This is a genomic window from Pseudomonas sp. GW821-FHT09E12, assembly GCF_059416085.1.
Map to the genome: position 1 here is coordinate 310,584 of NZ_JBWKOM010000006.1, position 24,212 is coordinate 334,795.

General features: G+C 64.4%; 22 protein-coding genes. 15 read left to right on the forward strand and 7 right to left on the reverse strand.

Annotated features, from left to right (window positions below):
- Positions 1–52: 52 nt before the first annotated feature.
- Complete coding sequence (locus AC07PQ_RS19690; protein ID WP_007925083.1) at positions 53–523, reverse strand: MaoC family dehydratase; 471 nt, start codon at positions 521–523, stop codon at positions 53–55.
- 52 nt (positions 524–575) lie between these two features.
- The gene (locus AC07PQ_RS19695; protein WP_493186074.1) at positions 576–1,520 is read right to left on the reverse strand and encodes an alpha/beta hydrolase; all 945 of its coding nucleotides are present in this window, start codon (positions 1,518–1,520) and stop codon (positions 576–578) included.
- A 225-nt stretch (positions 1,521–1,745) separates the two neighbouring features.
- Here AC07PQ_RS19695 and fadD2 point away from each other — a divergent pair, with 225 nt between their 5' ends.
- Together fadD2 and fadD1 are read left to right on the forward strand one after the other, a co-directional pair.
- Entirely contained in the window at positions 1,746–3,434 is a 1,689-nt protein-coding gene (fadD2, locus tag AC07PQ_RS19700) for a long-chain-fatty-acid--CoA ligase FadD2 (protein WP_493186073.1), read from the forward strand.
- 389 nt (positions 3,435–3,823) lie between these two features.
- On the forward strand, positions 3,824–5,512 hold the full coding sequence (gene fadD1 / locus AC07PQ_RS19705; protein WP_007925088.1) for a long-chain-fatty-acid--CoA ligase FadD1: 1,689 nt from the start codon (positions 3,824–3,826) through the stop codon (positions 5,510–5,512).
- A gap of 165 nt (positions 5,513–5,677) precedes the next feature.
- On the opposite strand, the gene AC07PQ_RS19710 is transcribed toward fadD1, so the two are convergent.
- Complete coding sequence (locus AC07PQ_RS19710) at positions 5,678–6,055, reverse strand: hypothetical protein (RefSeq protein WP_007925090.1); 378 nt, start codon at positions 6,053–6,055, stop codon at positions 5,678–5,680.
- Between the two features lie 227 nt (positions 6,056–6,282).
- On the opposite strand from AC07PQ_RS19710, the gene AC07PQ_RS19715 reads away from it, so the two are divergent.
- From AC07PQ_RS19715 to def, 3 genes are all read left to right on the forward strand, one after another.
- Positions 6,283–6,474: a CsbD family protein gene (locus tag AC07PQ_RS19715; protein ID WP_053262347.1), complete on the forward strand. Its 192-nt coding sequence runs from the start codon at positions 6,283–6,285 to the stop codon at positions 6,472–6,474.
- 173 nt (positions 6,475–6,647) lie between these two features.
- Positions 6,648–7,595, forward strand: a complete 948-nt coding sequence (locus tag AC07PQ_RS19720; protein WP_493186072.1) for a YihY/virulence factor BrkB family protein — start codon at positions 6,648–6,650, stop codon at positions 7,593–7,595.
- Positions 7,596–7,597: 2 nt separating this feature from the next.
- On the forward strand, positions 7,598–8,137 hold the full coding sequence (gene def / locus AC07PQ_RS19725; protein WP_493186071.1) for a peptide deformylase: 540 nt from the start codon (positions 7,598–7,600) through the stop codon (positions 8,135–8,137).
- Between the two features lie 84 nt (positions 8,138–8,221).
- Here def and AC07PQ_RS19730 read toward each other — a convergent pair whose 3' ends face one another.
- Positions 8,222–8,659: a GNAT family N-acetyltransferase gene (locus AC07PQ_RS19730; protein ID WP_007925097.1), complete on the reverse strand. Its 438-nt coding sequence runs from the start codon at positions 8,657–8,659 to the stop codon at positions 8,222–8,224.
- Positions 8,660–9,024: 365 nt separating this feature from the next.
- On the opposite strand from AC07PQ_RS19730, the gene AC07PQ_RS19735 reads away from it, so the two are divergent.
- The 9 genes from AC07PQ_RS19735 to AC07PQ_RS19775 all read left to right on the forward strand — a co-directional run bounded on the left by AC07PQ_RS19735 (position 9,025) and on the right by AC07PQ_RS19775 (position 20,090).
- Complete coding sequence (locus tag AC07PQ_RS19735; protein ID WP_007925099.1) at positions 9,025–9,969, forward strand: fatty acid desaturase; 945 nt, start codon at positions 9,025–9,027, stop codon at positions 9,967–9,969.
- Positions 9,970–9,991: 22 nt separating this feature from the next.
- A complete protein-coding gene (locus tag AC07PQ_RS19740) occupies positions 9,992–10,783 on the forward strand; it encodes a phosphate/phosphite/phosphonate ABC transporter substrate-binding protein (protein WP_493186070.1) in 792 nt (263 codons plus the stop codon).
- A 219-nt stretch (positions 10,784–11,002) separates the two neighbouring features.
- Positions 11,003–11,518, forward strand: a complete 516-nt coding sequence (locus AC07PQ_RS19745; protein ID WP_493186069.1) for a sigma-70 family RNA polymerase sigma factor — start codon at positions 11,003–11,005, stop codon at positions 11,516–11,518.
- Between the two features lies 1 nt (position 11,519).
- Positions 11,520–12,479: a FecR domain-containing protein gene (locus AC07PQ_RS19750; protein ID WP_101338860.1), complete on the forward strand. Its 960-nt coding sequence runs from the start codon at positions 11,520–11,522 to the stop codon at positions 12,477–12,479.
- A gap of 228 nt (positions 12,480–12,707) precedes the next feature.
- A complete protein-coding gene (locus tag AC07PQ_RS19755; protein ID WP_007925103.1) occupies positions 12,708–15,362 on the forward strand; it encodes a TonB-dependent receptor in 2,655 nt (884 codons plus the stop codon).
- Positions 15,363–15,455: 93 nt separating this feature from the next.
- Positions 15,456–16,469, forward strand: a complete 1,014-nt coding sequence (locus tag AC07PQ_RS19760; RefSeq protein ID WP_493186068.1) for an ABC transporter substrate-binding protein — start codon at positions 15,456–15,458, stop codon at positions 16,467–16,469.
- Positions 16,470–16,675: 206 nt separating this feature from the next.
- Positions 16,676–17,605 carry an aliphatic sulfonate ABC transporter substrate-binding protein gene (locus AC07PQ_RS19765; RefSeq protein ID WP_493186067.1) on the forward strand — a complete coding sequence of 310 codons (930 nt, stop codon included), beginning with the start codon at positions 16,676–16,678 and terminating at the stop codon, positions 17,603–17,605.
- A 5-nt stretch (positions 17,606–17,610) separates the two neighbouring features.
- Positions 17,611–18,615, forward strand: coding sequence for an ornithine cyclodeaminase family protein (locus AC07PQ_RS19770; RefSeq protein WP_493186066.1), 1,005 nt, complete (start codon positions 17,611–17,613; stop codon positions 18,613–18,615).
- The gene (locus tag AC07PQ_RS19775; RefSeq protein ID WP_493186065.1) at positions 18,612–20,090 is read left to right on the forward strand and encodes an HAL/PAL/TAL family ammonia-lyase; all 1,479 of its coding nucleotides are present in this window, start codon (positions 18,612–18,614) and stop codon (positions 20,088–20,090) included. Before AC07PQ_RS19770 ends, AC07PQ_RS19775 begins: the two co-directional genes overlap by 4 nt.
- A 152-nt stretch (positions 20,091–20,242) precedes the next feature.
- Here AC07PQ_RS19775 and gstA read toward each other — a convergent pair whose 3' ends face one another.
- Positions 20,243–20,848 carry a glutathione transferase GstA gene (gene gstA / locus AC07PQ_RS19780; RefSeq protein WP_493186064.1) on the reverse strand — a complete coding sequence of 202 codons (606 nt, stop codon included), beginning with the start codon at positions 20,846–20,848 and terminating at the stop codon, positions 20,243–20,245.
- A 96-nt stretch (positions 20,849–20,944) separates the two neighbouring features.
- Here gstA and AC07PQ_RS19785 point away from each other — a divergent pair, with 96 nt between their 5' ends.
- On the forward strand, positions 20,945–21,817 hold the full coding sequence (locus AC07PQ_RS19785) for a LysR family transcriptional regulator (protein WP_007925112.1): 873 nt from the start codon (positions 20,945–20,947) through the stop codon (positions 21,815–21,817).
- A 67-nt stretch (positions 21,818–21,884) separates the two neighbouring features.
- On the opposite strand, the gene AC07PQ_RS19790 is transcribed toward AC07PQ_RS19785, so the two are convergent.
- Together AC07PQ_RS19790 and AC07PQ_RS19795 are read right to left on the reverse strand one after the other, a co-directional pair.
- Positions 21,885–22,394 (reverse strand): hypothetical protein, encoded by a 510-nt coding sequence (locus tag AC07PQ_RS19790; RefSeq protein ID WP_493186063.1) that lies wholly within the window; start codon positions 22,392–22,394, stop codon positions 21,885–21,887.
- A 169-nt stretch (positions 22,395–22,563) separates the two neighbouring features.
- Positions 22,564–23,985 (reverse strand): MFS transporter, encoded by a 1,422-nt coding sequence (locus tag AC07PQ_RS19795; protein WP_493186062.1) that lies wholly within the window; start codon positions 23,983–23,985, stop codon positions 22,564–22,566.
- Positions 23,986–24,212: the final 227 nt, after the last annotated feature.

Consider the following 24,212-nt stretch of genomic DNA (forward strand, 5'->3'; position numbering starts at 1 on the left):
GTCTGTAGCCGCTGCCGAGCCTGCGAGGCTGCGCCAGCGGCTACAGGGCGGTTCAGCCGATATTGATGGCCGGCAAGGTCGGCAGGGTGACGGTCTGCTGTTTGCGTGGGGCGAGGATTTCGGCTTCGCCGTCCACCACCAGCTCATCGCGCTGGTTGAACACGCGGGTGGCGATACGCACGCGGAACTTCGGCAGTTTTTCGAGGATTTCCAGGCGCACGGTCAGGGTGTCGCCGATCTTCACCGGCTTCTGGAAGCTCATCTGCTGGCCGATATAGATGGTGCCCGGCCCAGGCAGCTCGCAGGCCACCGCGGCGCTGATCAGCGCACCGCTGAACATGCCGTGGGCGATACGCTCCTTGAACATGCTGGCGGCGGCGAATTCGGCGTCCAGGTGCACCGGGTTGTGGTCGCCGGACATGGCGGCGAACAGTTGGATGTCACGCTCTTCCACATGCTTGCTGTAGCTGGCGGTCTGGCCGACTTCGAGGGCTTCATACGGGGTGTTGGTAACCTGGGTCATCTCTCTCAAGTCCTGTGCTGAGCGTTGATTGGCATATCGATTTGAAACAGGGTCATTCAGTCTTCGGCGGTCGGCGATGCCGCAGGGCCTGGTCGAGCCAGGCCAGTACATCGGCCGTCACTTCGTCGCGGTTGCTTTCATTGAACAATTCGTGCCGCGCCTGCGGATAGATAGTGAGCTGCAGGCACTGGCTGCCGGCCTCGCGCAGAGCACCGGCCAGATCCTTGAGACGTATGCCATTGCTCACCGGATCACATTCCCCGCCGATCACCAGCAATGGCAGGCCCGGATCGATCTGGGCCAGGTTGGAGGCCTTGCTGATTTGCTGCAGGCCACCCAGCAGGTCGACCCACAGCTGGTTGCTGCAGCGAAAGCCGCAGAGCGAGTCATGGGCGTATTTGTCGACTTCGTCGGGGTCGCGGCTGAGCCAGTCGAAGGCGGTGCGGTTGGGCTTGAAGGCCTTGTTGAACGAGCCGAAGGACAGCCATTCGATCAACGCGCTGCGTCCCAGGGGCCCCTGGCGCCAGCGTTCGAAGCGGGCGATCTGGCGGGCCGCGCGGTACAGCGCCACCGGCTGGAAATTCGAGCCGCTGAGGATCGCCCCGTCGAGGCTGGCGCTGTGGTGCAGCAGGTAGGCCTGGGCGATGTAGCTGCCCATGCTGTGGCCCAGCAGCACGATCGGGGTTCCCGGGTGCTGCTGGCCGATGTGCTGGTTGAGGCTGGCCAGGTCGCCGACCACCTTGCACCAGCCGTCATCGTCGGCCAAGTGCCCGAGTACCCCGTGCTCGGCGGTCTTGCCGTGGCCGCGCAGGTCCAGCGCATAGACTCCGTAGCCTTCATTGCACAGCGCCTGTGCCAGCCTGGCGTAGCGCCCGCTGTGTTCGGCCATGCCGTGGACCAGCAGGATCACGGCCTTGAGCGGGGCCGCCGGGAGCCACTGGTTGACGTAGAGCTGGCTGTGGTCGCTCGCGGTCAGCCAGAAAGAGTGGTGGATCATGGCGATTCCTTTGCACGGGGTCTTTGCACGGGGTCGTTGCATTGTATAGCTCATCGTCGCGGCCCCGTCCGATCCGCGCGCGCCATGGCGGCAAGATTCACGTTATCAATGACGCGCCCGGCCTTATTTGCCCTATCCGCCATAGCTGCTAACGTCCGCAGAGCCCCGCCTTTCGTAGCGTCAGAGAAGCGGCCCGGACAGCTCAGGTTAAAGAGGACAAGAACAATGCAGCCTGATTTCTGGAATGACAAACGCCCGGCCGGAGTGCCCACCGATATCGATCTGGGTGCCTACAAGTCGGTGATCGAGGTGTTCGAGCGTTCCTGCAAGAAATTCGCCGACCGCCCGGCCTTCAGCAACATGGGCGTGACCATGACTTACGCCGAGCTGGAACGCTACAGCGCGGCCTTTGCCGGTTATCTGCAGAGCAGCACCGACCTGGTGCCGGGCGATCGTATCGCGGTGCAGATGCCCAATGTCCTGCATTACCCGATCGCCGTGTTCGGCGCCTTGCGCGCCGGGCTGATCGTGGTCAACACCAACCCGCTGTACACCACCCGGGAAATGCGCCACCAGTTCAAGGATTCCGGAGCGCGGGCCCTGGTGTACATGAACCTGTTCGGGCAGAAGGTCGAGGAGGTGCTGCCCGATACCGATATCCAGTTCCTGATCGAGGCGAAGATGGGCGACCTGATGCCGTCCGCCAAGGGCTGGCTGGTCAATACCCTGGTCGACAAGGTCAAGAAGATGGTGCCGGCCTATCGCTTGCCCCAGGCCGTTTCCTTCAAGAGCGCGCTGCGCCTGGGCCGTGGCCAGCCGATCAAGCCTTTGAGCGCCCGCCTGGACGACGTCGCCGTGCTGCAATACACCGGCGGCACCACGGGGCTGGCCAAGGGCGCGATGCTGACCCACGGTAACCTGGTGGCCAACATGCAGCAGGCCCGTGCCTGCCTCGGGCAACTGGGGCCGGACGGTCATCCGCTGCTGCGTGAAGGCCAGGAGGTGATGATCGCGCCGCTGCCGCTGTACCACATCTATGCCTTCACCGCGAACTGCATGTGCATGATGGTCACCGGCAACCACAACGTGCTGATCACCAACCCGCGGGACATCGGCGGTTTCATCAAGGAGCTGCAGCAGTGGCGCTTCTCGGCGCTGCTGGGGCTGAACACGCTGTTCACCGCGCTGATGGATCATCCCGAGTTCAAGAACCTCGACTTTTCCAATCTCAAGCTCACCAACTCCGGGGGCACGGCGCTGGTCAAGGCCACCGCCGAGCGCTGGACGCAGGTGACCGGTTGCCGCATCACCGAAGGCTACGGCCTGACCGAAACCTCGCCCGTGGCCTGCACCAACCCTTACGGCGACCAGTCGCGCCTGGGCTCGGTGGGCTTGCCGGTGCCGGGCACTACCCTCAAGGTCATCGACGATGAGGGCGTCGAGCAGCCGCTGGGCGAGCGCGGCGAACTGTGCATCAAGGGGCCGCAGATCATGAAAGGCTACTGGCAGAAGCCGGAGGCCACCGAGGAGGTGCTGGATGCCGAGGGCTGGTTCAAGTCCGGCGATATCGCGGTGATCGATCCGGATGGCTTCGTGCGCATCGTCGATCGCAAGAAGGACATGATCATCGTCTCGGGTTTCAACGTGTACCCCAATGAAATCGAGGACGTGGTGATGGCCCACCCGAAAGTCGCCAACTGCGCGGTGATCGGCGTGCCGGACGAGCGTTCGGGGGAGGCGGTGAAGCTGTTCGTGGTGGCCCGCGAGTCAGGGGTCAGCCTCGAAGAGCTGAAGGCCTACTGCAAGGAAAACTTCACTGGCTACAAGGTGCCGAAACACATCGTGCTGCGTGAGTCGTTGCCGATGACGCCGGTAGGCAAGATCCTGCGCCGGGAGTTGCGCGACATCGCCTGATGTTTCACCGCATGTAACAGTCCCGCGCTATAGCGCGGCTATCGCGAGCAAGCTCGCTCCTACAGGGATCCGTACACTTCCTGTAGGAGCGAGCTTGCTCGCGATGCTTTTGAAGGGTCGAAAAGCCCATTCCAGAGCCTTGCATGGCTAGATAGAATTTTTACTCTAAAAATGACTATTGAATATTCTTGAGTCACTAAAGTGACTGTTTAGGCCGATTTTGGCTCTAGGCGGCCTTTGGCAAAGCTGCTACTCTCGGCGCGCTTTGTGACTTCTCGGCCTATGTAGACAGCCAGACTCACCAACAATAGACATCAATAAAAAACACACACAAATAATAATCGCATCAAATGCGCTGACGAATTCGCGTTGCTGAGGAGTGGGCTTCCATGATCCAAGACTTTTGGAAGGATAAGTACCCAGCTGGGATTGCTGCCGATATCAATCCAGACGAGTATCCGAATATTCAGGCGGTGTTGAAGCAGTCCTGCCAACGTTTTGCCAACAAACCGGCCTTTAGCAACCTCGGCAAGACACTCACCTACGGTGAGCTGTACGAACTGTCCGGTGCTTTTGCCGCGTACCTGCAACAGCATACCGATTTGCAACCCGGCGATCGAATCGCCGTGCAACTGCCCAACGTCCTGCAGTACCCGGTCGCGGTATTCGGCGCCATCCGCGCCGGCCTGATCGTGGTCAACACCAACCCGCTGTACACCGCGCGGGAAATGGAACACCAGTTCAACGACTCCGGCGCCAAGGCCCTGGTCTGCCTGGCCAACATGGCGCACCTGGCCGAAGCCGTGGTGCCCAAGACCGGCGTCAAGCATGTGATCGTCACCGAAGTGGCGGACCTGCTGCCACCGCTCAAGCGCCTGCTGATCAACAGCGTCATCAAGTACGTGAAGAAGATGGTGCCGGCCTATCACCTGCCCAAGGCCGTCAAGTTCAACGACGTGCTGAGCCAGGGCCACGGCCAGCCGGTCAAGGACGCCAACCCGGCCAGCAGCGATGTCGCCGTGCTGCAATACACCGGCGGCACCACCGGCGTGGCCAAGGGCGCGATGCTGACCCACCGCAACCTGGTGTCGAACATGCTGCAGTGCAAGGCGCTGATGGGCTCCAACCTCAATGAGGGTTGCGAGATCCTGATCACCCCGCTGCCGCTGTACCACATCTATGCCTTCACCTTTCATTGCATGGCGATGATGCTGATCGGCAACCACAACATCCTGATCAGCAACCCGCGCGACCTGCCGGCGATGGTCAAGGAACTGTCGAAGTGGAAGTTCAGCGGTTTTGTCGGCCTCAACACCCTGTTCGTCGCTCTGTGCAACAACGAAGCCTTCCGCAAGCTGGATTTCTCGGCGCTGAAAGTCACCCTGTCCGGCGGCATGGCGCTGCAACTGGCGGCGGCCGAGCGTTGGAAAGACGTGACCGGTTGCCCGATCTGCGAAGGTTACGGCATGACCGAAACCAGCCCGGTGGCCACCGTCAACCCGATCCAGAATATCCAGATCGGCACTATCGGCATCCCGGTGCCGTCGACCCTGTGCCGGATCATTGATGACGCTGGCACCGAGCTGCCCCTGGGCGAAATCGGCGAGCTGTGCGTCAAGGGCCCGCAGGTCATGAAGGGCTACTGGCAGCGCCAGGAGGCCACCGACGAGGTGATGAGCGACGGCTGGCTGAAGACCGGCGATATCGCGCTGATCCAGCCTGATGGCTACATCCGCATTGTCGATCGCAAGAAAGACATGATCCTGGTGTCCGGTTTCAACGTTTATCCGAACGAGCTGGAAGACGTGCTGGCGGGCCTGCCGGGCGTGTTGCAGTGCGCGGCGATCGGCGTGCCGGACGAGAAGTCGGGCGAGTCGATCAAGATCTTCATCGTCGCCAAGCCGGGCGTGACCCTGACCAAGGAGCAGGTGATGGAGCACATGCGCGCCAACGTCACCGGCTACAAGGTGCCCAAGGCCGTCGAGTTCCGCGATGCGCTGCCGACCACCAACGTCGGCAAGATCCTGCGTCGCGAATTGCGCGACGAAGAGCTGAAGAAACTGGGCGTGAAGAAGTAACACACCAGGCAAACAAAAAGCCCCGCATCCGCGGGGCTTTTTATTGGGCGCTATCGCCTCAATTCCCTGTAGGAGCGAGCTTGCTCGCGATTGCGTTCTTCCAGTCGCCATCTCAATGGCTGACAGACCGTAATCGCGAGCAAGCTCGCTCCTACAAGGGCCTGTTTACTGCTGGAACTGCGCGAAGTTCACACCGGTGCCGGCGGGGCGTACGTCCTTGAGGAACGAGTCCTTGTCGGCGCTCAGTTCCAGGCTCAGGGCCGCCTTGCGCTTGCCGGCGTTGCGTACCACCAGGCCTTCGAGCTTCTCCCGCAGGAACAGGGTCGGCACTTTCAGGTGCAGCAACTGGTCGGTGCTTGGGGTGTACAGCAGCAGGTGGACCCATTCGTACTGCCCGATGGCCAGGCGGCCGACCGGCAGATCGAACCACCAGATATTGCGGCTGCGGCTCAGTTCCGCGAAGTGGCAGTTGTTGACGCCCAGCACCGCACCGCCCAGTTCCTGGTTCCGGCGGGCGATGGCCAGCTTTTTATCGAGTTTCATAACATTCCTACGGGATTGGATCTTCAGCGCAGTGCCTGAATACGTTGCGCATTCTCGTGGGTTGGTCGCCAAACATAAAGCGCAACCTGCGTGCGGCGGGCAAATAAGGCGATGAAATGCCCCGCCGAAAATAATTGAAACTCCGCGCAAGGGCCTTGGGTCAACCTCAGGGCATGACCCCCAACCCTCGATTGTTCTACGGATTTATGGATCTACGGAGAAACACCATGGGCAGCACAGCGGACAAGGCAAAAGGCCTGGCCAACGAGGCCGTTGGTCATATCAAGCAAGGTGTCGGCAAAGCGACTGATAACGATCGGTTGGAAACCGAAGGCAAGATTCAGGAAAAGAAAGGCGAAGCGCAGCAAGCCCTCGGCAAGGCCAAGGATGCGTTGAAAAAGACCATCGACAAGGCCTGATTCACTGGCTCGCACTGCGACACGACGGCCATCCGCGGATGGCCGTTTTTACATCGGCCATGGCACCAAAACAGGACGAAACGGTTCAAAATCGCCAAACTAGGCTAGTTTGTTGTACAAAACGGCCCCTGAGTCGCCACCGACCCTGAATTCTTGCGGCGAAAGGAGACGCTATGTTCTTGCCGAATTTGAAAGGCCTGCCCCTGCATCGTGTGCTGGTGCGCACGGTCACTGAGTTCATCGACGATGAAATGTCGACCTACGCCTCGGCACTGGCCTATCAGATGCTGTTTTCGTTGTTCCCCTTCATCCTGTTCCTGATCGCCTTGATCGGTTTCCTGCACCTGCCGGACTTCTTCTCCTGGTTGCGCCTGCAATCGGAACTGGTGTTGCCGCCCCAGGCGCTGGAGCAGGTCAACCCGGTGATCGACCAGTTGCAGCAATCCAAGGGCGGCCTGCTGTCGGTGGGTATCGTGATTGCCCTGTATACCGCCTCGGCCGGCGTGCGGCTGATGATGAGCGCGATGAACGCCGCTTATGACGTGGTGGAAAAGCGCCCGTTGTGGAAACGTTTTCCGCTGTCGATTTTCTACACCATCGGTATCGCCGGCATGCTCCTGGCGGCCGCGGCCTTGATGGTGCTCGGGCCGCAGGTGATGGGCTGGATCGCCGCGCAGGTCGGCCTGGAAGACTTCATCGTCACGGTCTGGACCATCCTGCGCTGGCCGGTGATCGTGATCCTGATGATGGTCGCCGTGGCGCTGATCTACTACGTGATGCCCGACGTGAAGCAGGAGTTCCGGTTCATCACCCCGGGCTCGGTGCTGGCGGTGGTGGTGTGGATCATCGCCTCGTTGGGCTTCGCCTTCTACGTGAAGACCTTTGCCAACTACAACGCCATGTATGGCAGTATCGGAGCGATCATCGTCCTGCTGCTGTACTTCTATATTTCCTCGGCGGTGCTGTTGCTGGGGGCCGAGATGAATGCGGCGATCGAGCACATGTCGTCCGACGGCAAGAACCCTGGAGAAAGGGGGCCCGGCGAGCACGACGAACCCAAACAACACGTATCGGGACTGGGCCGGGACCACTCGCTCAAGCCGACCACTGACGAAGTCTGATCATGATCCGTGAAATCCTCAAAATGGGTGACGAGCGCCTGCTGCGCATCGCGCCACCGGTGCCGCCCGAGATGTTCGACAGCCCCGAGCTGTGGCAACTGATCGACGACATGTTCCAGACCATGGAAAGCGTCGGCGGGGTCGGCCTGGCCGCGCCGCAGATCGGCGTCGACCTGCAACTGGTGATCTTCGGTTTCGAGCACAGCGAGCGTTACCCGCAAGCCGAGGCCGTGCCGCAGACCATCCTGATCAATCCGCTGATCACGCCCTTGAGCCCGGTGCTGGAAGAAGGCTGGGAAGGCTGCCTGTCGGTGCCGGGGCTGCGCGGCGCGGTCGAGCGCTATCAGCACATTCGCTACGAAGGCGTCGACCCCAGGGGCGAGCCGATCGTGCGGGTAGCCTCGGGTTTCCATGCGCGGGTGGTGCAGCATGAATGCGATCACCTGATCGGCCGCCTGTACCCGTCGCGGATCCGCGACTTCAGCAAGTTCGGTTTTACCGAAGTGATGTTCCCCGACCTCGCTCCCCACGCCGACGATTGAAACAGACAGCCTGAAGCGTCGGTTTCATAGACCTGCCGGAGGCCGGTTTGTCGCCGAGGCGGGCACGCGCTCCAGGGCCCGCGATCACACCCTGTCGCGGGTCGAGCTGACCAAAGGATCGATGCCCATGGCGATCAGGCTCTTGCTCCTGCGATAACGCTCCAGGCGATCCGCCAGGGCCTGGGGCAGAGCGGGGGCGGTGGCAAAGCCCATGCGTTCGTACAGGGCTTGCAGGTCCGGATGACAAAACAGCCACAGCGGCCCCGGCAGCTGCGCGCGTGCCCGTTCGACCAGCATCGCGGCAATGCCCTGGCCGCGATGGGCCGGGTCGACGAACAGCCCGGTCAGCCAGTGGCCCTGGGCGATGGGCGTGAGGTTCAGCCCGGCAATGATCGCTCCGCGTTTCGCCACCCATGATTGCCCTTCCCCGGCCGCGCGCATTGGCGAATTGTGGGCGCGATAGAACTTGTTCAGCAGCGGTCGCAGGGTGTCGGCAAGCAGCAGGTATTGGGTGTCGGGCATGGGTTTTCGCAGGGTGGGCCGGGGCGGTGATTATAAAAGTACGAAGTGCGCGGGATAGGTGTATACCAGATGAACGATCCCCTGCGAGTGGAGTGTGCATCATGTCCAAAGGTATGAATGCCAAAAAGACGGCGAAGAAAAAACCCAGCCGGACCGCCGATGAAAAGCGCGCGGACAAGAAAGCCAAGAAGATCGAGCACAATATTTTCGGTCATTGATCCCCTGCGAAGCCCGCCCCGCGGGCTTCTTTGTTTTTGCTTCTAAGTAAATAACCCATCGATCTGCAAGTTTTCCCCTTCTCGTTGCACAGAACAGCAAGACGCCGAAGGTTCGCCCCTCGGCCAGCCCCTGTCCTGAGTAGCGCCATGGCCCATTACTTTGATCCGCTGCACCGCGAACAAATCGACACCCTGCGCCAGAGCTTCAGCGCCCGCACCGAATGGCCCACCTGGCTGTTGCTGATCGGCACCAGCGCCAGCTGGTTCGCCGTGCTGCTGGCCAGCCCGCTGCTGGGGCTGTGGCCCAGTACCTTGTTGCTGATTCCGATCCTGGTGCTGTGGCTGTCGGTGCAGCACGAGCTGCTGCACGGTCATCCCACGCGCTGGCTGTGGCTGAACAAGCTGCTGGGTTATGCGCCGTTTGCCGTCTGGTACCCCTATACCCTCTACCGCGACAGCCACCTGCAGCATCACCGTGATGAAGACCTGACCCTGCCCGGTCGCGACCCGGAGAGCCGTTACCTGGGCCAGCGGCAATGGCACAGCCGTTCGCTGTTCGAGCAGGGCCTGCACTGGCTGAACAAGACCCTGCTGGGGCGGCTGCTGCTCGGCGCGCCCCTGGCCTTGCTGGCGCTGGCGCGGGAGGAAGGGGCGCGCCTGCGCCAGGGGCAACGCCAGGCCTGGCTGATGTGGCTGACCCATGGTGCGCTGACCCTGCTGATGCTGGCCTTTATTGCCCGCTACAGTGTGTTGCCGGTCTGGCATTACCTGCTGCTGGTGAGCGTGCCGGCGCTGTCGGTGGCGATGGTCCGTTCCTACTACGAACACCGTCCCCATGCCCGGGTGGAGCAGCGCACGGTGCTCAACGAAGCGGCGTGGCCCTGGAGCTGGCTGTTCCTGCACCTCAACCTGCACCTGGTGCACCATGATTTGCCCGGGTTGCCGTGGTATTGCCTGCCACGGGCCTATCGGCAGCGCCGCGAACAATGGCAGGCGCGCAGCGGTGGCTTTGTGGTGCAGGGGTATGGCGAGCTGTTGCGGCGCCATGCCCTCAAGCCGATTGATAGCCCGGAACATCCCTTCGCCCTGTAGTCGTGCCCGAAGAGCCTGAACCATGACCGCTTGTTATGCCGAACTGCTGATGTACGTCGCCCCCGAGCCGGTGCGCCAGGCCAATGAGCAGTGGCTGGCGGCGATCCTGCAGCGCCTCGAAGGTGACCGGCTCGATGCCCGGGAACTGGACCTGATGCAGCTGTGGCTGTCGCCGCGCCTGCTGCTGACCCAGACCTGCGGTTACCCGCTGATGACCGCCCTGCGCGGCCAGGTCCGGGTCATCGGCCGGCCACGTTACGAGCTGCCGGACAGCACCGCCGGCAATCATTGCAGCCTGCTGCTCGGTCGCGACGACGACCTGCGCCGGACCTTGCAGGCTCTGCGGGGCAGTCGCGGGGTGATCAACGGCGAAGACTCCAACAGCGGCATGAACCTGCTGCGCCAGCGCCTCGCGCCGCTGCAGCGCGACGGCCGGTTTTTCGCCAGTGTCGGCATCAGCGGCAGCCACCGGGAAAGCCTGCGCTGGCTGCGCGAAGGATGGGCCGACCTGGCCGCCATCGACAGCGTGACCTTCGCCTACCTGGCGCGTTATGCCGAGGAGGAGGTGGCCGGCCTGCGGGTGATCGCCCGCAGCGCCTTCAGCCCGACCCTGCCCTATATCGGGGTGGCCGGCCTTGGCGAGGAACAGGCCGAAGGCATTCGCGCGGCGATGAACCAGGCGCTGGTGGCACTGCCCGCGGTGGCCGAAACCTTGGGGCTGCGCGAGGTGCTGCCGGCCACCGAGGCGGACTACCAGATCCTGCTCGACTATCAGCGCGAAGCTGAAGAACTGGGTTACGCGCGGCTACGGTGATGCCTTCGACCCTATCGCGAGCAATCGCTCCTACGGTCTGTGCATACCCTGTAGGAGCGAGCTTGCTCGCGAAAAAAACCATCAGGCGCTATGTTTTTTTAATTCCTTAAGATTCTATAAAAATGAAATTTAAATATTATTAAAGAATAAGCCTTCCTTGTTAGGATCGCCGCACCGGAACACCGGACATACCGCGCAACCTTCTTCATTGGAGCCACTATGTCCGGCGCCGACACCACCCACAGCGACTATGTGGGCGGCCTGTTCCGCAGTCATTACGACTGGCTGTGCAACCGCCTGCGTTACCACCTGCACCACTCCCTGGATGCCAGCGCCGAAGACATTGCCGCCGATACCTTCGTCCAGCTGTTGAGCAGGCCCGAAGTGCTGCCGATCCGTCAGCCACGGGCCCTGCTGACCACCATTTCGCAACGCCTGGTGTATCAGCTGTGGCGCCGCCGCGACCTGGAGCGGGCCTACCTCGATGCCTTGCAGCATGACGAGGAAACCGTGCAGCCCTCGCCCCAAGACCTGGCGCAGATGCTCGAGGCGCTGGAAGCCATCGACCGCCTGCTCGACGGCCTGCCGGCCAAGGTCAGGGCGACCTTCCTGCTGTCCCAGGTCAACGGCCTGACCTACTCGCAGATCGCCGAGCAACTGGGCATTTCGCAACGTTCGGTCAGCGACTACATGACCCGGGCCGTCCAGCGCTGTCTGCGCCTGAGCCTGGAATGACATGAGCCGCGAACCGAGTCGGGAACAGCTGATCGACGATGCCACCCGCTGGTGGGTGCTGATGAATTCGGGGCAGGCCAGCGAGGCCGAGCGTCGTGCCTACCAGCGCTGGCGCGACGCGGATCCGCGGCACGAGCAGCTGTGTCGCCAGCTGGAAACCCGCCTTGGGGTGTTCCAGGTGCCGATTGCCCAGGGCGTCGATGGCGAGCTGTTGCAGCGGGCGCTGAACGTGCCGAGCAGTCGGCGCAAGGTGCTGCAGCGGGCCTTGCTCGGCGCCGGGGTGGTCCTGGGCGCCGGTGCGCTGGTCAGCCAGCGTGGCCTGCCTTTGGCCGAGCTGACCGCGGACCTGCACACCGGCACCGGCCAGCGCCAGTCGCTGACCCTGCCGGACGGCAGCGAGTTGCGCCTGAATGCCCGGAGCGCGGCGAACATCGATTTCGATCGCCAGCGTCGGGTAGTGCATTTGCTGGACGGCGAAGTGCTGCTGAACCTGGCCAGCGATCCGGCCCGACCGTTTTTCATCCACACCGCGCAGGCGCGGATCCAGGCCACGGGCAACCGCTTATTGGTGCGCGAACGCGATGGCCAGGGGCATGCCACGGCCCTCAACGGCCCCTTGGACATCGCCGCGGGCGGTGGCGAGCGCCTGCAATTGCCCGGTGGCCATGAGGTGGCCTACGACGCCTTGCATTTCGGCCCGGTGCGCCCGAGCCGTGGCAGTGCCACGGCCTGGGTCGACGGCTTGCTGGAGCTGCGCGACACGCCGCTGTCGGAGGTGGTCGAGGCACTGCGCCCGTATCGACGCGGGGTGTTGCGCCTGGATCCGGCCATCGCCGGGTTGCGGGTCAGTGGCCTGTTCCGCCTGGACAACCCGCAACAGATCCTCGACAGCCTGGCCCGCACCTTGCCGATCCGCGTCACCCGCCATACCGAGCTGTGGGTGACCCTGAGTGCCACCTGAACCTGCTTCTGTAGGAGCGAGGCTTGCCCGCGATGGCGGTTTTCCTGGCCCACCGCATTGGCTGCATCGCGCGCAAGCTGCGCTCCTACAGAAGCATTGGCCTGCGCCGCTTGCGGTGGTTCTAAGGCCATAACCAAACGATCTGCAAGTTTTCCCCCGGCCGTTGCACATCACTCCCGTAAACGCTGCGGGGAGCAGCGTTGTTGGATGCTTTTGGGGGAGAGAGTCATGTTGCCTATATCCACAACCGTGCAGCGTCGTTCGCGCCTGGCCTTGGCCATCGGCCCCTTGGCCGCGGTGTTTTTCACGGGCGCCCAGGGGGCCGACGCCGCCCGGCAGCAATATCACCTGGCACCCGGTCCGCTGGACGAGGTGCTGCTGAGCATCAGCCGGCAAAGCGGCCAGGTGATTTCCTTTACCCCGCAGCTGGGCAGCTACTCTTCGGCCACGGTCGACGGTTCGTTGTCCGCCGAGCAGGCGGTGGCGGCCGCCTTGCGCGGCACCGGCCTGCAACTGCAAGTCAGCCCGGATGGCGCGTTCATCATCAAGGAAGGCCCGCAACCGGCGAGCTCGGCTGGCAGCAGGGTCAAGGCCGAGGCCAGCGAAGCCGCGGCGCCGACCCTCGACCGGGTGGTGGCCATCGGTACCCGGCGCAGCGACGCCACGGCCCTGACCAGCGCGGCGCCGGTGGACGTGATCAACAGCGAAGAGCTGGTGCAGACCGGCGCCACCAGCCTCAACCAGGCGCTGTTCCAACTGCTGCCGTCGTTCAACTTTCCGCAGAACCAGAGCGCCACCCGCGGGCAGAACCCCAAGGGCGCTTCCCTGCGCGGGCTGTCGCCGGACCAGACCCTGGTGCTGATCAACGGCAAGCGTCGGCATGCCTCGGCGGTGGTCAACATCTCCGGCGGCGTGCCGTTCATTGGCGCGCAGCCGGTGGACCTGGACATGATCCCCATCAGCGCCATCGACCATGTCGAAGTGCTGCGCGACGGCGCCTCGGCGCAGTACGGTTCCGACGCGGTGGCCGGGGTGGTTAATATCGTGCTCAAGGAACGTGACAGCGGTGGCCAGCTCAACAGCCAATTGGGCCAGTACGCCCAGGGCGACGGCTTCAGCAAGAGCGCCGACGGCTGGTATGGCCTGGGCCTGCCGGGGGATGGTTTCCTGACCCTGAGCTTCAATGGCCTGAACAACAAGCCCACCGACATCGGCGACAAATATGAAGCCGGCGGCCAGTTGCAGGACCCGCGCTGGGGCGGCGCCAGTCGCGACAAATACAACCTGGCGGCCAACGCCGAAGTCGGCCTCAGCGATCAATGGCGGCTCTACAGCTTTGCCACCTTCGGCCAGGACAAGTCGGTCAATAACACGCCGCCGCTGCTGGCCAGCAACCCCAACAACGTCGCCTCGATCTACCCCAACGGCACCATTCCCAAGTACCGCTACCGCTATGAGGATGGCGCGCTGACCGTGGGCAGCCGCTACGAGGACGAGCGCATCGGGCGCTTCGACCTCAGCGCCACCTACGGCCGCGACAAGCACGACGAACTGGCCTTCAACACGCTCAACCCGAGTTACGGCGCCAACAGCCCGACCAAGTTCGACGTGGCGACGCTGGTCAACGAACAGACCAACCTGACCCTGGATTACGCCAAGGACCTGGACGTCGCCTGGTCGGAGCATCCGCTCACCGTCTCGGCGGGGGTGGCCTATCGTGACGAGCAGTACCGGCTGGAGGAGGGCGACTATGCCTCCTATTCCTTCGGCGGCATCGATGGCGTGCAGGTCGGCGCGGTGCAGGCGTCCGGCCTGACCCCGGACGATGCCGGGACCTACAAACGGCATGTCGGCGGGGTGTATTTCGGCCTGGAAAACCAGGTCACCGACAAGTTCCAGCTCGGCCTTGCCGGGCGCACCGAGCATTATTCCGACTTCGGCTCGGCCACCACCGGCAAGCTCTCGGCGCGCTACGACTTCACCCCGCAGGTAGGCCTGCGGGCCACGGTCAACAACGCCTATCGCGCGCCGACCCTGGGGCAGATCGGCACTTCCTGGACCACCACCACCAACGTCGATATCAACGGCAACCCGGTGCTGACCCGCATGCTCCCGGCCGACCACCCGGCAGCCCGCGCCCTGGGCGCGCAGTCGCTGAAGCCGGAGAAGTCCACCAACTATTCCCTGGGCCTGGTGCTGCGGCCGAGCGAGCAGGCGTCGCTGACCATCGACGCCTACCAGATCTCCATCCGCGACCGCCTGCTCTACAGCGGTGGGATTTCCGGGCCGGACGCCGAACGGATTCTCAGCGAGGCCGGGTTCGGCCAGTACACCTGGGCGCAGTTCATGACCAACGCCGCCGACACCCGCACCCGCGGCGTCGACATCGTCGGCAAGTACAACCTCGACCTGCAACGCTACGGCGCCCTGAGCCTGTCGGCCGGCTACACCAAGGCGCGCACCACCATCGAGAAGATCCATTCCAACCCGTTCGGCTTCGACGTGCTGACCCGCGAAGCCCAGGGTTTCCTCGAACATGGCTACCCCGAGGACAAGCTGGTGCTGGGGGCGATCCATCGCTACGGCCCCTGGACCATCGCGCTGTCCGAGACCCGCTACGGCGAGTACCGCAAATACGCGGCGTCGGCGGCCAACGCGCAGTACGACCAGACCTTCTCCGCGCAGTGGAACACCGACCTGGACGTCAACTACGCCTTCACGCGGCAACTGCGCCTGTCGGTGGGCGCCAACAACCTGTTCGACAGCAAGCCCGACGACTTCAACAGCCGCCTGCGCCAGACCCCGGGGCAGCAGTACAGCTACCTGTCGCCGTCGGCGCCGGAGGGGGCGTTCTATTACACCAGGCTCAGCTACGACTTTTAACCCTGTAGCCGCTGCCGAAGGCTGCGCCAAGGTCCGCAGGACCTTCCCGGCGGGCGGTCTTGAAACCCACGAACAATCAGCAAGAGGCTCACCATGAAGATCATCAAACACCTGCTCGGCACCTCGCTGCTGACCTTCAGCCTGCTGGCCCAGCAGGCACCGGCGGCGGACAAGCCGGTGCCGATCCACTTCGGCGACATCACCTGGGAAAGCGGCAGCCTGATCACCGAGGTGCTGCGGCTGATCGTCGAGAAGGGCTACGGCTATCCGACCGAGACCCTGCCCGGCAGCACCGTCAGCCTCGAAGCGGCGCTGGCCAAGAACGATATCCAGGTGATCGGCGAAGAATGGGCCGGGCGCAGTCCGGCCTGGGTCAAGGCCGAAGCCGAGGGCAAGGTGTTCGGCCTGGGCGATACGGTCAAGGGCGCCACCGAAGGCTGGTGGGTGCCGGAATACGTGATCAAGGGCGACGCCGAGCGCGGTATCAAGCCGTTGGCGCCGGAGCTGAAATCGGTGGCCGACCTGGCACGCTACAAGGAGGTGTTCCGCGATCCGGAAGACCCGGGCCGTGGGCGCTTTCTCAACAGCCCCACCGGCTGGACCTCGGAAATCGTCAACAGTCAGAAGCTCAAGGCCTATGGGCTGAGCGACAGCTTCGTGAACTTCCGCACCGGTTCCGGCGCGGCCCTGGATGCCGAGGTCAGCTCGTCGATCCGCCGCGGCAAACCGGTGCTGTTCTACTACTGGTCGCCGACGCCGCTGCTGGGCAAGTTCAAGCTGGTGAAGCTCGAAGAACCGGCCTTCGATGCCGAGGCCTGGAAGACCCTGGCCGATGCCGGCAACCCCCATCCGCGGGGTACCCGGTCGATGCCGGCGCATCTGGCCATCGGCGTGTCCGCGCCGTTCAAGGCGCAGTACCCGGAACTGGTGAGTTTCTTTGAAAAGGTCGACCTGCCGATCGACCTGCTGAACCGCACCCTGGGCCGGATGAGTGAAACCCGCCAGCCACCGCGCCAGGTCGCCGAGGCCTTCCTGCGCGAGCAGCCGCAGGTCTGGCAAGGCTGGGTGCCGAGCGAAGTCGCCAGCCGCGTCAGCGCCGCGCTGTAAGTCGCTTGCGCCTGGCGCGGCAGCGCCTCTGTAGGAGCGCAGCTTGCGCGCGATGCAGGCGGCGGGGTGTGTCAGGGGGATCGCTTTCGCGGGCAAGCCTCGCTCCTACATTGGCCGGCGGCGTTTCTGGCTTCTGTAGGAGCCAGGCTTGCCGGCGATGAGGCCGTCATGGCCGACAGTGTTTTCAATTCGTTTGGGAGTCACCGATGTTCAAAGGTTTTATCGTCACCCTGTGTCTCACGCTCTGCGCTGCGCTGGCCCTGGCCGCCGAGCCTGGGCAATTGCGTATCGGCTATCAGAAAAGCTCGGTGAGCATGGTCCTGGCCCGCGAGCACCAGTTGCTGGAGAAAGCCTTGCCGGGCACCCAGGTGCAATGGATTGAATTCCCCGGCGGGCCACAGCTGATCGAGGCGCTGAACGGCGGCAGCGTCGATGTGGGCAATATCGGCGACATCCCGCCGATCTTCGCCCAGGCCGCGGGGATCGACTTGCAGTACATCGGCGTCGAGCCCAGCGACGGCAAGACCGAAGCCATCCTGCTACCCAGGAACAGCCAGACGCAGAGCCTGGCCGACCTCAAGGGCAAGCGGGTGGCGTTGCTCAAGGGCTCCAGTGCGCACAATTTTTTCCTCAAGAGCCTGCAGCGCGCCGGCCTGAAACTCAGTGACCTGAACCTGGTGTACCTGTCGCCGGCCGACGCCCGCGCGGCGTTCGAGCAGGGCAAGCTGGACGCCTGGGTGATCTGGGACCCTTACTATTCGGCGGCCCTGCTCGACGGCAGCGCCCGCCTGCTCAGCGATGGCCAGGGCCTGGATTCCGGCGGCAGCTTCTACATCGCCAGCGGTGCCTTCGTGCGCCAGCACGGCGCTGCCGTCGCCCCCATCCTCAAGGCCTTCGGCGCGGCCCAGCAGCTGTCCTTTGACCAGCGCGACGCCAGCATCGACAGCATGGCGCGCATCCTCGGCCTGCAACGGCCGGTGGTGGAAAGCTACTTCAGCCATCGTTCGCGCTCGCCGCTGCAGGGCATCGATGCCCGGGTCGTGGCCAGCCAGCAGCGCACCGCCGACCTGTTCCTCGCCAACCACTTGATCCCCAAGGCCGTGCGGATCGAGCAGATCGTGTTCAAGAGCGAGTGAGCCCCATGCAACCTATCTATATCGATTTTCTCAACGGCCTGGACATCGCCGAGCTGGCCCTGAGCAACGACGAAATCCTCACCGCCATCGAAGCCAGCCTGGCGCTCCAGGGCCGTGGCGAGGCGGTGATCGAGCCGCGCACCCACCTGATTCCCGGGGGCGTTATCAACGGCCATTTCAACGTGCTGCGCGGGGTGCTCGGTGGCGACATCGGCCACGCCGGGGTCAAGGTGGTGGGCGACTTCGTCGACAACTACCGCCAGGGCCTGCCCTCGGAACTGGCGATCCTCAACCTGCTGGACCCGGCCACCGGCGTACCCCAGGCGATCCTCGACGCCTCGGCGATCACCGATATGCGCACCGGCGCGATCACCGCCATCGGCGCCAAGTACCTGGCGCGCCCGGACAGCAAGGTGCTGGCGCATATCGGCGCCCGCGGCACGGCGTATTGGAACGTGCGGCTGCTGGACTACCTGTTCGACTTCGAGGAAATCCGCGTGCACTCGCGCCGCGAGGACAGCCGCGAGGCCTTTGCCGAACGCCTGCGCCGCGACCTGGGCAAGCCGGTGATTGTCGCCCACGACTGGGAGAGCGCGGTGCGCGGCGCGGACATCGTGGTCGAGGCCTCGCGGCTGAACCAGCCCGAACCTTTGCTGCGCACCGAATGGATCAAGCCCGGCGCCTTTGTCGTGCCCTACGGCACCATGAGCGCGGTGGAGCTGTCGCTGACCGACATCATGGACAAGCTGGTGGTGGACGACTGGGGCCAGTGCAAGGGCGGCCTGTTCGGTTCGCTGCGGGCCCATGTCGAGGCCGGCAAACTCAGTGAGCAGACCCTGCACGCCGAGCTTGGGCAGATAGTCGCAGGCCATAGAAGCGGCCGGCAGCACGCCGAGGAGAACATCCTGTTCTGGCACCGCGGCCTGAGCCTCAGCGATATCGCCCTGGGCCACGCCCTGCTGCAAAAAGCCCGGCGCCTGGGCATCGGCCAGCGGCTGCGTTTCGCATGATCGGCCTGGGCCCGGAAGGCCTGGCGCTGACTGACCTGCTGCGCGTTGCCCGCGAGGAGGCGGCGCTGCAATTCACCCCGGCCACCCGGCAACGGATCGCCGCCGGCCATGGGCTGTTGCGGGAGCGGATGGCTGCGGGCGATGCCATCTACGGCGTGACCACGGGCCTGGGCGCGGCGGTGGATGTGGCCCTGACCCAGCCGGATGACGACCTGCAACGGCGCATTCCCCTGGGCCGGGCCGTTGGGCTTGGGCGCCTGGCCACGCGGCCTGAACTGCGGGCGATGATTGCCGCGCGCCTGGCCGGGCTGGCCCAGGGCCGCTCGGGTATTTCCCTGGCCAGCGCCGACAGCCTGCTGGCCTTGCTCAACGCCGGGATCGAACCCGAGGTGCCGTTGCTTGGTTCCCTGGGGGAAAGCGACCTGGCGCCATTGGCGCACCTGAGCCTGGCGCTGATCGGCGAAGGTTGGGTGCACTGGCGCGGCGAGCGGCTGCCGGCGGGGGAAGCCTTGCAGCGCAGCGGCCTGCAACCGGCGCGGCTGGTGGACAAGGACGGTCTGGCGCTGGTCTCGGCGAATGCCGCGAGCATTGGTTTGGGTGTCCTGTTGCTGGCCGAGGCCGACCAGGCCCTGGACAGCCTGCTGGCGGCGCTGGCGCTGTCTTGCGAAGGCTATCGGGCCAACCTCAGCCCCTTCCAGCCCTGGGCGTCGCGCTTGCGGCCGGCGGCGGGCCAGGCCGAGCAATCGGCGGCGCTGCTGGAGTTGCTGGAGGGTGGTCAGTTGCGCCAGCCCGGCAGCGCCCAACGCTTGCAGGATCCCTTGAGCTTTCGCTGTGCCGGCGTGGTGCAGGGCGCGGCGCGACAGGCCTGGGCACAACTGCGCGAATATCTGCAACTGGAGCTGGCCAGCGGCGCCGACAACCCGGCCTTGATCGACGAGCAGCGCCAGGTCCTGGCCACCGCCAATTTCGACAGCACGCATCTGGCACTGGCCGGGGAAGGCCTGGGGTTGGCTTTGAGCCGGGTCGCGGCCTGTTGCGCCGAGCGCATCGCCAAGCTGCTGTCTCCAACTTCCAGCGAGCTGCCGCGCTTTCTTATCGAGCGGCCCGGGCATGTCGGCATGGCCGCCTTGCAACGCAGTGCCGCGGCGCTGCTGGCGGAGATCGGCCATCTGGCCAATCCGCTGCCGGCGGTCTGCGTGCCGGTGGCCGATCGGGTCGAAGACTACGCCGGCCAGGCCCTGGCGGTGATCGAGAAAACCCGGCAACTGAGCCAGCGCCTGGCCTGGCTGGCGAGCATTGAGCTGATAGTCGCGGCCCAGTCCATCGACCTGCGCGGGCCCTTGCGGCTGGGTGTCGGCAGCGCCCGCATCCACCGCGCGGTGCGCAGCCAGGTGACGTTTCTCGATCAGGATCGGCCGGGCTCGGTGGATGTGCTGGCCCTGACTGAATTTATTCAACGGGGAGGGCTGGGCTGAGCAGGCGAGCGGCTTCTGTAGGAGCCAAGCTTGCTGGCGATGCGGGCGGTGCAGTGTGTCAGGGGCACCGCTTTCGCGGGCAAGTCGGATCGCCGCCCGCTCGCTCCTACAGAAGCTTGCTGGCGACGCGGGCAATCGAGCGTCGGCCGCTCCTACAGAACAATCTCGGCTGCGAGCGCCGCTTGCACCGCTTCGCGCTGGGCGATTCGCGCCTGGAAGCGCGCCAGCGCCGGCCATTGTTCCAGGTCGATGGCGAAGCCGGCGGTCCAGCGCAGCACGGTGAACAGGTAGGCGTCGGCGACACCGAAGGATTCGCCCAGCAGGTAACTCTGCTGCTCCAGCGTGCGGTCCAGCAGCGCCAGGCGCTTGAACAGTTTCTGCCGGATCAGCGCCTGGGTCGCTTCGGGAAACTCAGGGTTGAACAGCCAGCCGAGGCCGCCATGGATCTCGCTGGAGACGAAGTTGAGCATCTCCTGCAACCTCACCCGTTGCCAGCTGCCATTGGCCGGCGCCAGGCCCGCCTGCGGCTTGAGGTCGGCCAGGTATTGCAGGATCGCCGGGCCTTCGGTCAGCACCTGGCCGTCCTCCAGTTCCAGCGCTGCCACATAACCCTTGGGGTTGATCGCCAGGAAGTCGCCGCCGTCGGCCGTGGTTTTATTGCGGTTGTCGACCCGGACCAGGTTGAACGGCAGGGCCAGTTCGCGCAGCACGATATGCGGGGCCAGCGAGCAGGCGTGGGGCGAGAAATACAGGTTCATCGAGGGCTCTCCAGAGGGGGGAGATCAGTGTCATAGTCCGCGCTGCTCTCAGTAAAATTAATCTTTCAGAAAAACCCCATAAGGACAGCTACTGCCATGATGAACCTGATGCACTGGCGCATGCTGGTGGCCGTGGCGGATACCGGCAACATCACCCGCGCCGCCGAGCGGGTCGGCATGACCCAGTCCGGCGCCAGCCAGGCCCTGGCGCTGCTCGAAGACAACCTGGGCGTGCAGCTGTTTACCCGGGAGAACCGCCAGACCCTGCCCACCGCCATTGGCGAACAGGTGGTCGAACAGGCGCGGCTGATGCTCGCGGCGTTGCAGAACATCCGCGACACCGCGGACGCCTGCCGGGACATTCAGCGCGGCACCATTCGCCTGGCGAGTTTCCCCATGGTGCTGGCGACTTTCCTGCCGCCCTTGCTGCGCCGTTTCAAGCAGCTGTATCCGGGCATCCAGGTGGTGGCGCTGGAGGTCAGCGACGACGAGGTCGAGGCCTTGCTCGAGGCGCGCTTGATCGATGTCGGGGTACTGCTCAACCCTGCGCCCGAGCGCAGCGTCGGCCTGCTGGGACGCGATACCTGGGTGGCGGTGCTGCCGACGGGGCATGCCCTGGCGCGCCGCGGTCAGGAGCAGGGGGTGACCTTGCAGGAACTGGTGAGCCAACCCTTCGTACTGGCCACCGGCGGCTGTTCGGTGAATGCCCGCAGCCTGGCGGCGGATGCCGGCCTGGAGCTGGCGGATGTGCGGGTCGAGGTGCGGGAGTGGAGCAGCGCCTTCACCCTGGTTCGCGAGCAAGTGGGGGTGACCCTGGTGCCGCAGATGACCTTGCCGGAGCAACGCCACGGGTTGTGCGTACTGCCATTGAGCGAGCCGATCCCGCGCACCTTTGCCCTGGTGCTGGCCGAGGGCAGCGAGCCGTCGCCGGCGCTGCGGGCCTTGCTCGATATGCTGGCCCAGGGCTGAGCGCAGCCGCTCAAGCCGACTCATAAAAAAGGGTTCCCGTGGGGAACCCTGTTTCGGCTGGCCGCTTTTAAAGCGCCGCGAGGAACTTGTCGGTGACTTGCTTATCGACGCCGCTGGCGTCCTTCTCGACTTGCGCCAGTTTCAGTTTGTCCTGGACCCGCTGGGCAATTTCCTGAGCCACCGCCTGCTGTTTCTCCGGCGGCATGTTTTTCAGGTCTTCCTCGGTAATGCCCATCTCTTCGAGGATGCGGTCGCGCATGCGCTGCTCAGGGGACTTGCTCATGTAGTCCTTGAACTCATCCAGGGCCGAGCTCTGGGTGGCGCTGTTGGCCTGCGCGGTGCTGGCGGTCGGCGGGGTGGCCTGCAACAGCACGCGGGTCTTGGCGAAGGCTGCGGCGACATTGTCGCTGACCGTGTTGCTGGCCTGCTGCACGGCCTGGGACGCTTGCAGGGTCGCGGTGTTCTGCACGTTCTGCATCAAACCGCTGTACAGCGCGCTGGCGGCCGCGGTGCTCGGGTCCATGTCGGACCGCTGGGTGGGCTGGATCGCCGTGGTTTTCTGGGCACTGACCAACATGATTGGGTACCTGTGTGTAAGGGCTGTCGAAGGCTGCGCAGCAATTTGCATGCCGCCACCGCGCAGCGCCCCGGGACGGGGCTCTTTGCCAGGGCGTTGCGCCGATTACCCGGCAAGGCTGGCGGCACGCGGCGGATAAGCCTTGCCGCTTGCGGCCAGCGGCGACCGGTCAACGCTGGGCGATGTTCTCCAGGGCCAGGTTGCGGGTACGCGGGCCGAAACGGCCGATGGTGAACATCACGATCAGCATGCTGCCGACAATGAACGCCAGGACCCCGGGCGTGCCGAAGTGATCGAGGAAAAAGCCGATCAGCAGGCTGCTGAACACCGTCGACAGGCGGCTGAACGAGTAGCAGAAACCCACCGCCCGGGCGCGGATGTTGGTGGGGAACAACTCGCTTTGATAGGAGTGGTAACTGAAGCTCAGCCAGGCGTTGCAGAAGGTGATCATTACCCCGCAGACGATCAGCCCCAGGGCCGTGCTCTGCCAGGCGAACAGGGTGCCGAAGGTCATGGCGCCGAGGGCCGAGCCGACGATCTGCCACTTGTTCTCGAAGCGGTTGGCGAACTTGACGAACAGCAGCGGCCCCAGCGGATAGGCGAGGGTGATGATAAAGGCGTACATCAGACTGTGGGTGACGCTCACACCCTGGCCCGAGAGCAGCGCCGGTAGCCAGTTGCCGAAACCGAAGAAACCGATGGCCTGGAACACATGGAACACGATCAGCATCAGCGCCCGGCGCCGATAGGGCGGTTGCCAGATATCGGCGAAACGCCCCGAGCCCTGGACGCCGAGGGCCTCGGGTTGCGGGGTGTCCAGCGGCTTGCCGTGGTCCTTGGCGCAGCGCGCCTCGATGCTGTCCATGATCCGCTCGGCCTCGGCGAAGCGCCCATGCTGGGCCAGCCAGCGCGGCGACTCGGGCAGGCGTGAACGCAACCACCAGATAAACAGCGCGAACACCGCGCTGGCCAACACCACCCAGCGCCAGCCGGCGATGCCGAACGGGTCCTGCGGCACCAGCCACCAGGACATCAGCGCCACCGCCGGCACCGAGAGAAACTGCACGAAAAAGGCAAAGGCGAAGGCCGAGCTGCGCATGTGCTTGGGCACCAGCTCGGAGAGGTAGGCGTCGATGGTCACCAGTTCGATGCCCAGGCCGATGCCCACCAGAAAGCGCATGCCGATGATCCCCAGGGCCGAGGTCTGCACGCCCATCAGCACCGTGGCCACGGTGTACCAGATCAGGGCGAAGGTGAAGATCGCCCGGCGCCCGAAGCGGTCGGCGATCGGGCTCAGCAGGCTGGCGCCGAGGAACAGCCCGAGAAAGGTCGCCGAGGCGAAGGCCGCCTGGTCGGAAAAACCGAACACGCCCTGGCTGCCGGTGGCGAAGATCCCGTCGCGGATCAGGCCGGGGCTGATATAGGCAGTCTGGAACAGGTCATACAGCTCGAAGAAACCGCCAATCGACAGCAGCGCCACCAGGCGCCAGACCGTGGTGACGGCGGGCAGGCGATCGATGCGGGCGGAGATATCGGCGGCGCGGACCGGGTCGAGGCCGTCGGTGGCGACAGTGGGGGCGAGGGACGACATGGGCGGGATTCCAGGTTTCGGTGAGGAGGAATCTTAGCTGGCTAACGGAAATCAATGATTGTGAATGCGGGCTCGGAAGTCGGGCTGTGCGCTGATTTATTGTCGTATTTCGTTACATCTTGCGGTTTTATGCCGCTGCTGCAGCCGAAGCGGCATCCAGCTTCCGTAGGAGCGAGGCTTGCCCGCGAAAGCGCCCTTGATCGCAACACCGATTCAGGGATCGAGTT

Bases quoted from the DNA above. Each gene is read 5' to 3' on its own strand.
- AC07PQ_RS19720 (WP_493186072.1), top strand. From the start codon at position 6,648: ATGTTCTTGCCGAATTTGAAAGGCCTGCCCCTGCATCGTGTGCTGGTG.
- def (WP_493186071.1), top strand. From the start codon at position 7,598: ATGATCCGTGAAATCCTCAAAATGGGTGACGAGCGCCTGCTGCGCATC.
- AC07PQ_RS19750 (WP_101338860.1), top strand. From the start codon at position 11,520: ATGAGCCGCGAACCGAGTCGGGAACAGCTGATCGACGATGCCACCCGC.
- AC07PQ_RS19775 (WP_493186065.1), top strand. From the start codon at position 18,612: ATGATCGGCCTGGGCCCGGAAGGCCTGGCGCTGACTGACCTGCTGCGC.
- AC07PQ_RS19785 (WP_007925112.1), top strand. From the start codon at position 20,945: ATGATGAACCTGATGCACTGGCGCATGCTGGTGGCCGTGGCGGATACC.
- AC07PQ_RS19710 (WP_007925090.1), bottom strand. From the start codon at position 6,055: ATGAAACTCGATAAAAAGCTGGCCATCGCCCGCCGGAACCAGGAACTG.
- AC07PQ_RS19765 (WP_493186067.1), top strand. From the start codon at position 16,676: ATGTTCAAAGGTTTTATCGTCACCCTGTGTCTCACGCTCTGCGCTGCG.
- AC07PQ_RS19770 (WP_493186066.1), top strand. From the start codon at position 17,611: ATGCAACCTATCTATATCGATTTTCTCAACGGCCTGGACATCGCCGAG.
- AC07PQ_RS19730 (WP_007925097.1), bottom strand. From the start codon at position 8,659: ATGCCCGACACCCAATACCTGCTGCTTGCCGACACCCTGCGACCGCTG.
- AC07PQ_RS19795 (WP_493186062.1), bottom strand. From the start codon at position 23,985: ATGTCGTCCCTCGCCCCCACTGTCGCCACCGACGGCCTCGACCCGGTC.
- AC07PQ_RS19755 (WP_007925103.1), top strand. From the start codon at position 12,708: ATGTTGCCTATATCCACAACCGTGCAGCGTCGTTCGCGCCTGGCCTTG.
- AC07PQ_RS19760 (WP_493186068.1), top strand. From the start codon at position 15,456: ATGAAGATCATCAAACACCTGCTCGGCACCTCGCTGCTGACCTTCAGC.
- AC07PQ_RS19690 (WP_007925083.1), bottom strand. From the start codon at position 523: ATGACCCAGGTTACCAACACCCCGTATGAAGCCCTCGAAGTCGGCCAG.
- fadD2 (WP_493186073.1), top strand. From the start codon at position 1,746: ATGCAGCCTGATTTCTGGAATGACAAACGCCCGGCCGGAGTGCCCACC.
- AC07PQ_RS19695 (WP_493186074.1), bottom strand. From the start codon at position 1,520: ATGATCCACCACTCTTTCTGGCTGACCGCGAGCGACCACAGCCAGCTC.
- gstA (WP_493186064.1), bottom strand. From the start codon at position 20,848: ATGAACCTGTATTTCTCGCCCCACGCCTGCTCGCTGGCCCCGCATATC.
- AC07PQ_RS19790 (WP_493186063.1), bottom strand. From the start codon at position 22,394: ATGTTGGTCAGTGCCCAGAAAACCACGGCGATCCAGCCCACCCAGCGG.
- fadD1 (WP_007925088.1), top strand. From the start codon at position 3,824: ATGATCCAAGACTTTTGGAAGGATAAGTACCCAGCTGGGATTGCTGCC.
- AC07PQ_RS19745 (WP_493186069.1), top strand. From the start codon at position 11,003: ATGTCCGGCGCCGACACCACCCACAGCGACTATGTGGGCGGCCTGTTC.
- AC07PQ_RS19715 (WP_053262347.1), top strand. From the start codon at position 6,283: ATGGGCAGCACAGCGGACAAGGCAAAAGGCCTGGCCAACGAGGCCGTT.
- AC07PQ_RS19740 (WP_493186070.1), top strand. From the start codon at position 9,992: ATGACCGCTTGTTATGCCGAACTGCTGATGTACGTCGCCCCCGAGCCG.
- AC07PQ_RS19735 (WP_007925099.1), top strand. From the start codon at position 9,025: ATGGCCCATTACTTTGATCCGCTGCACCGCGAACAAATCGACACCCTG.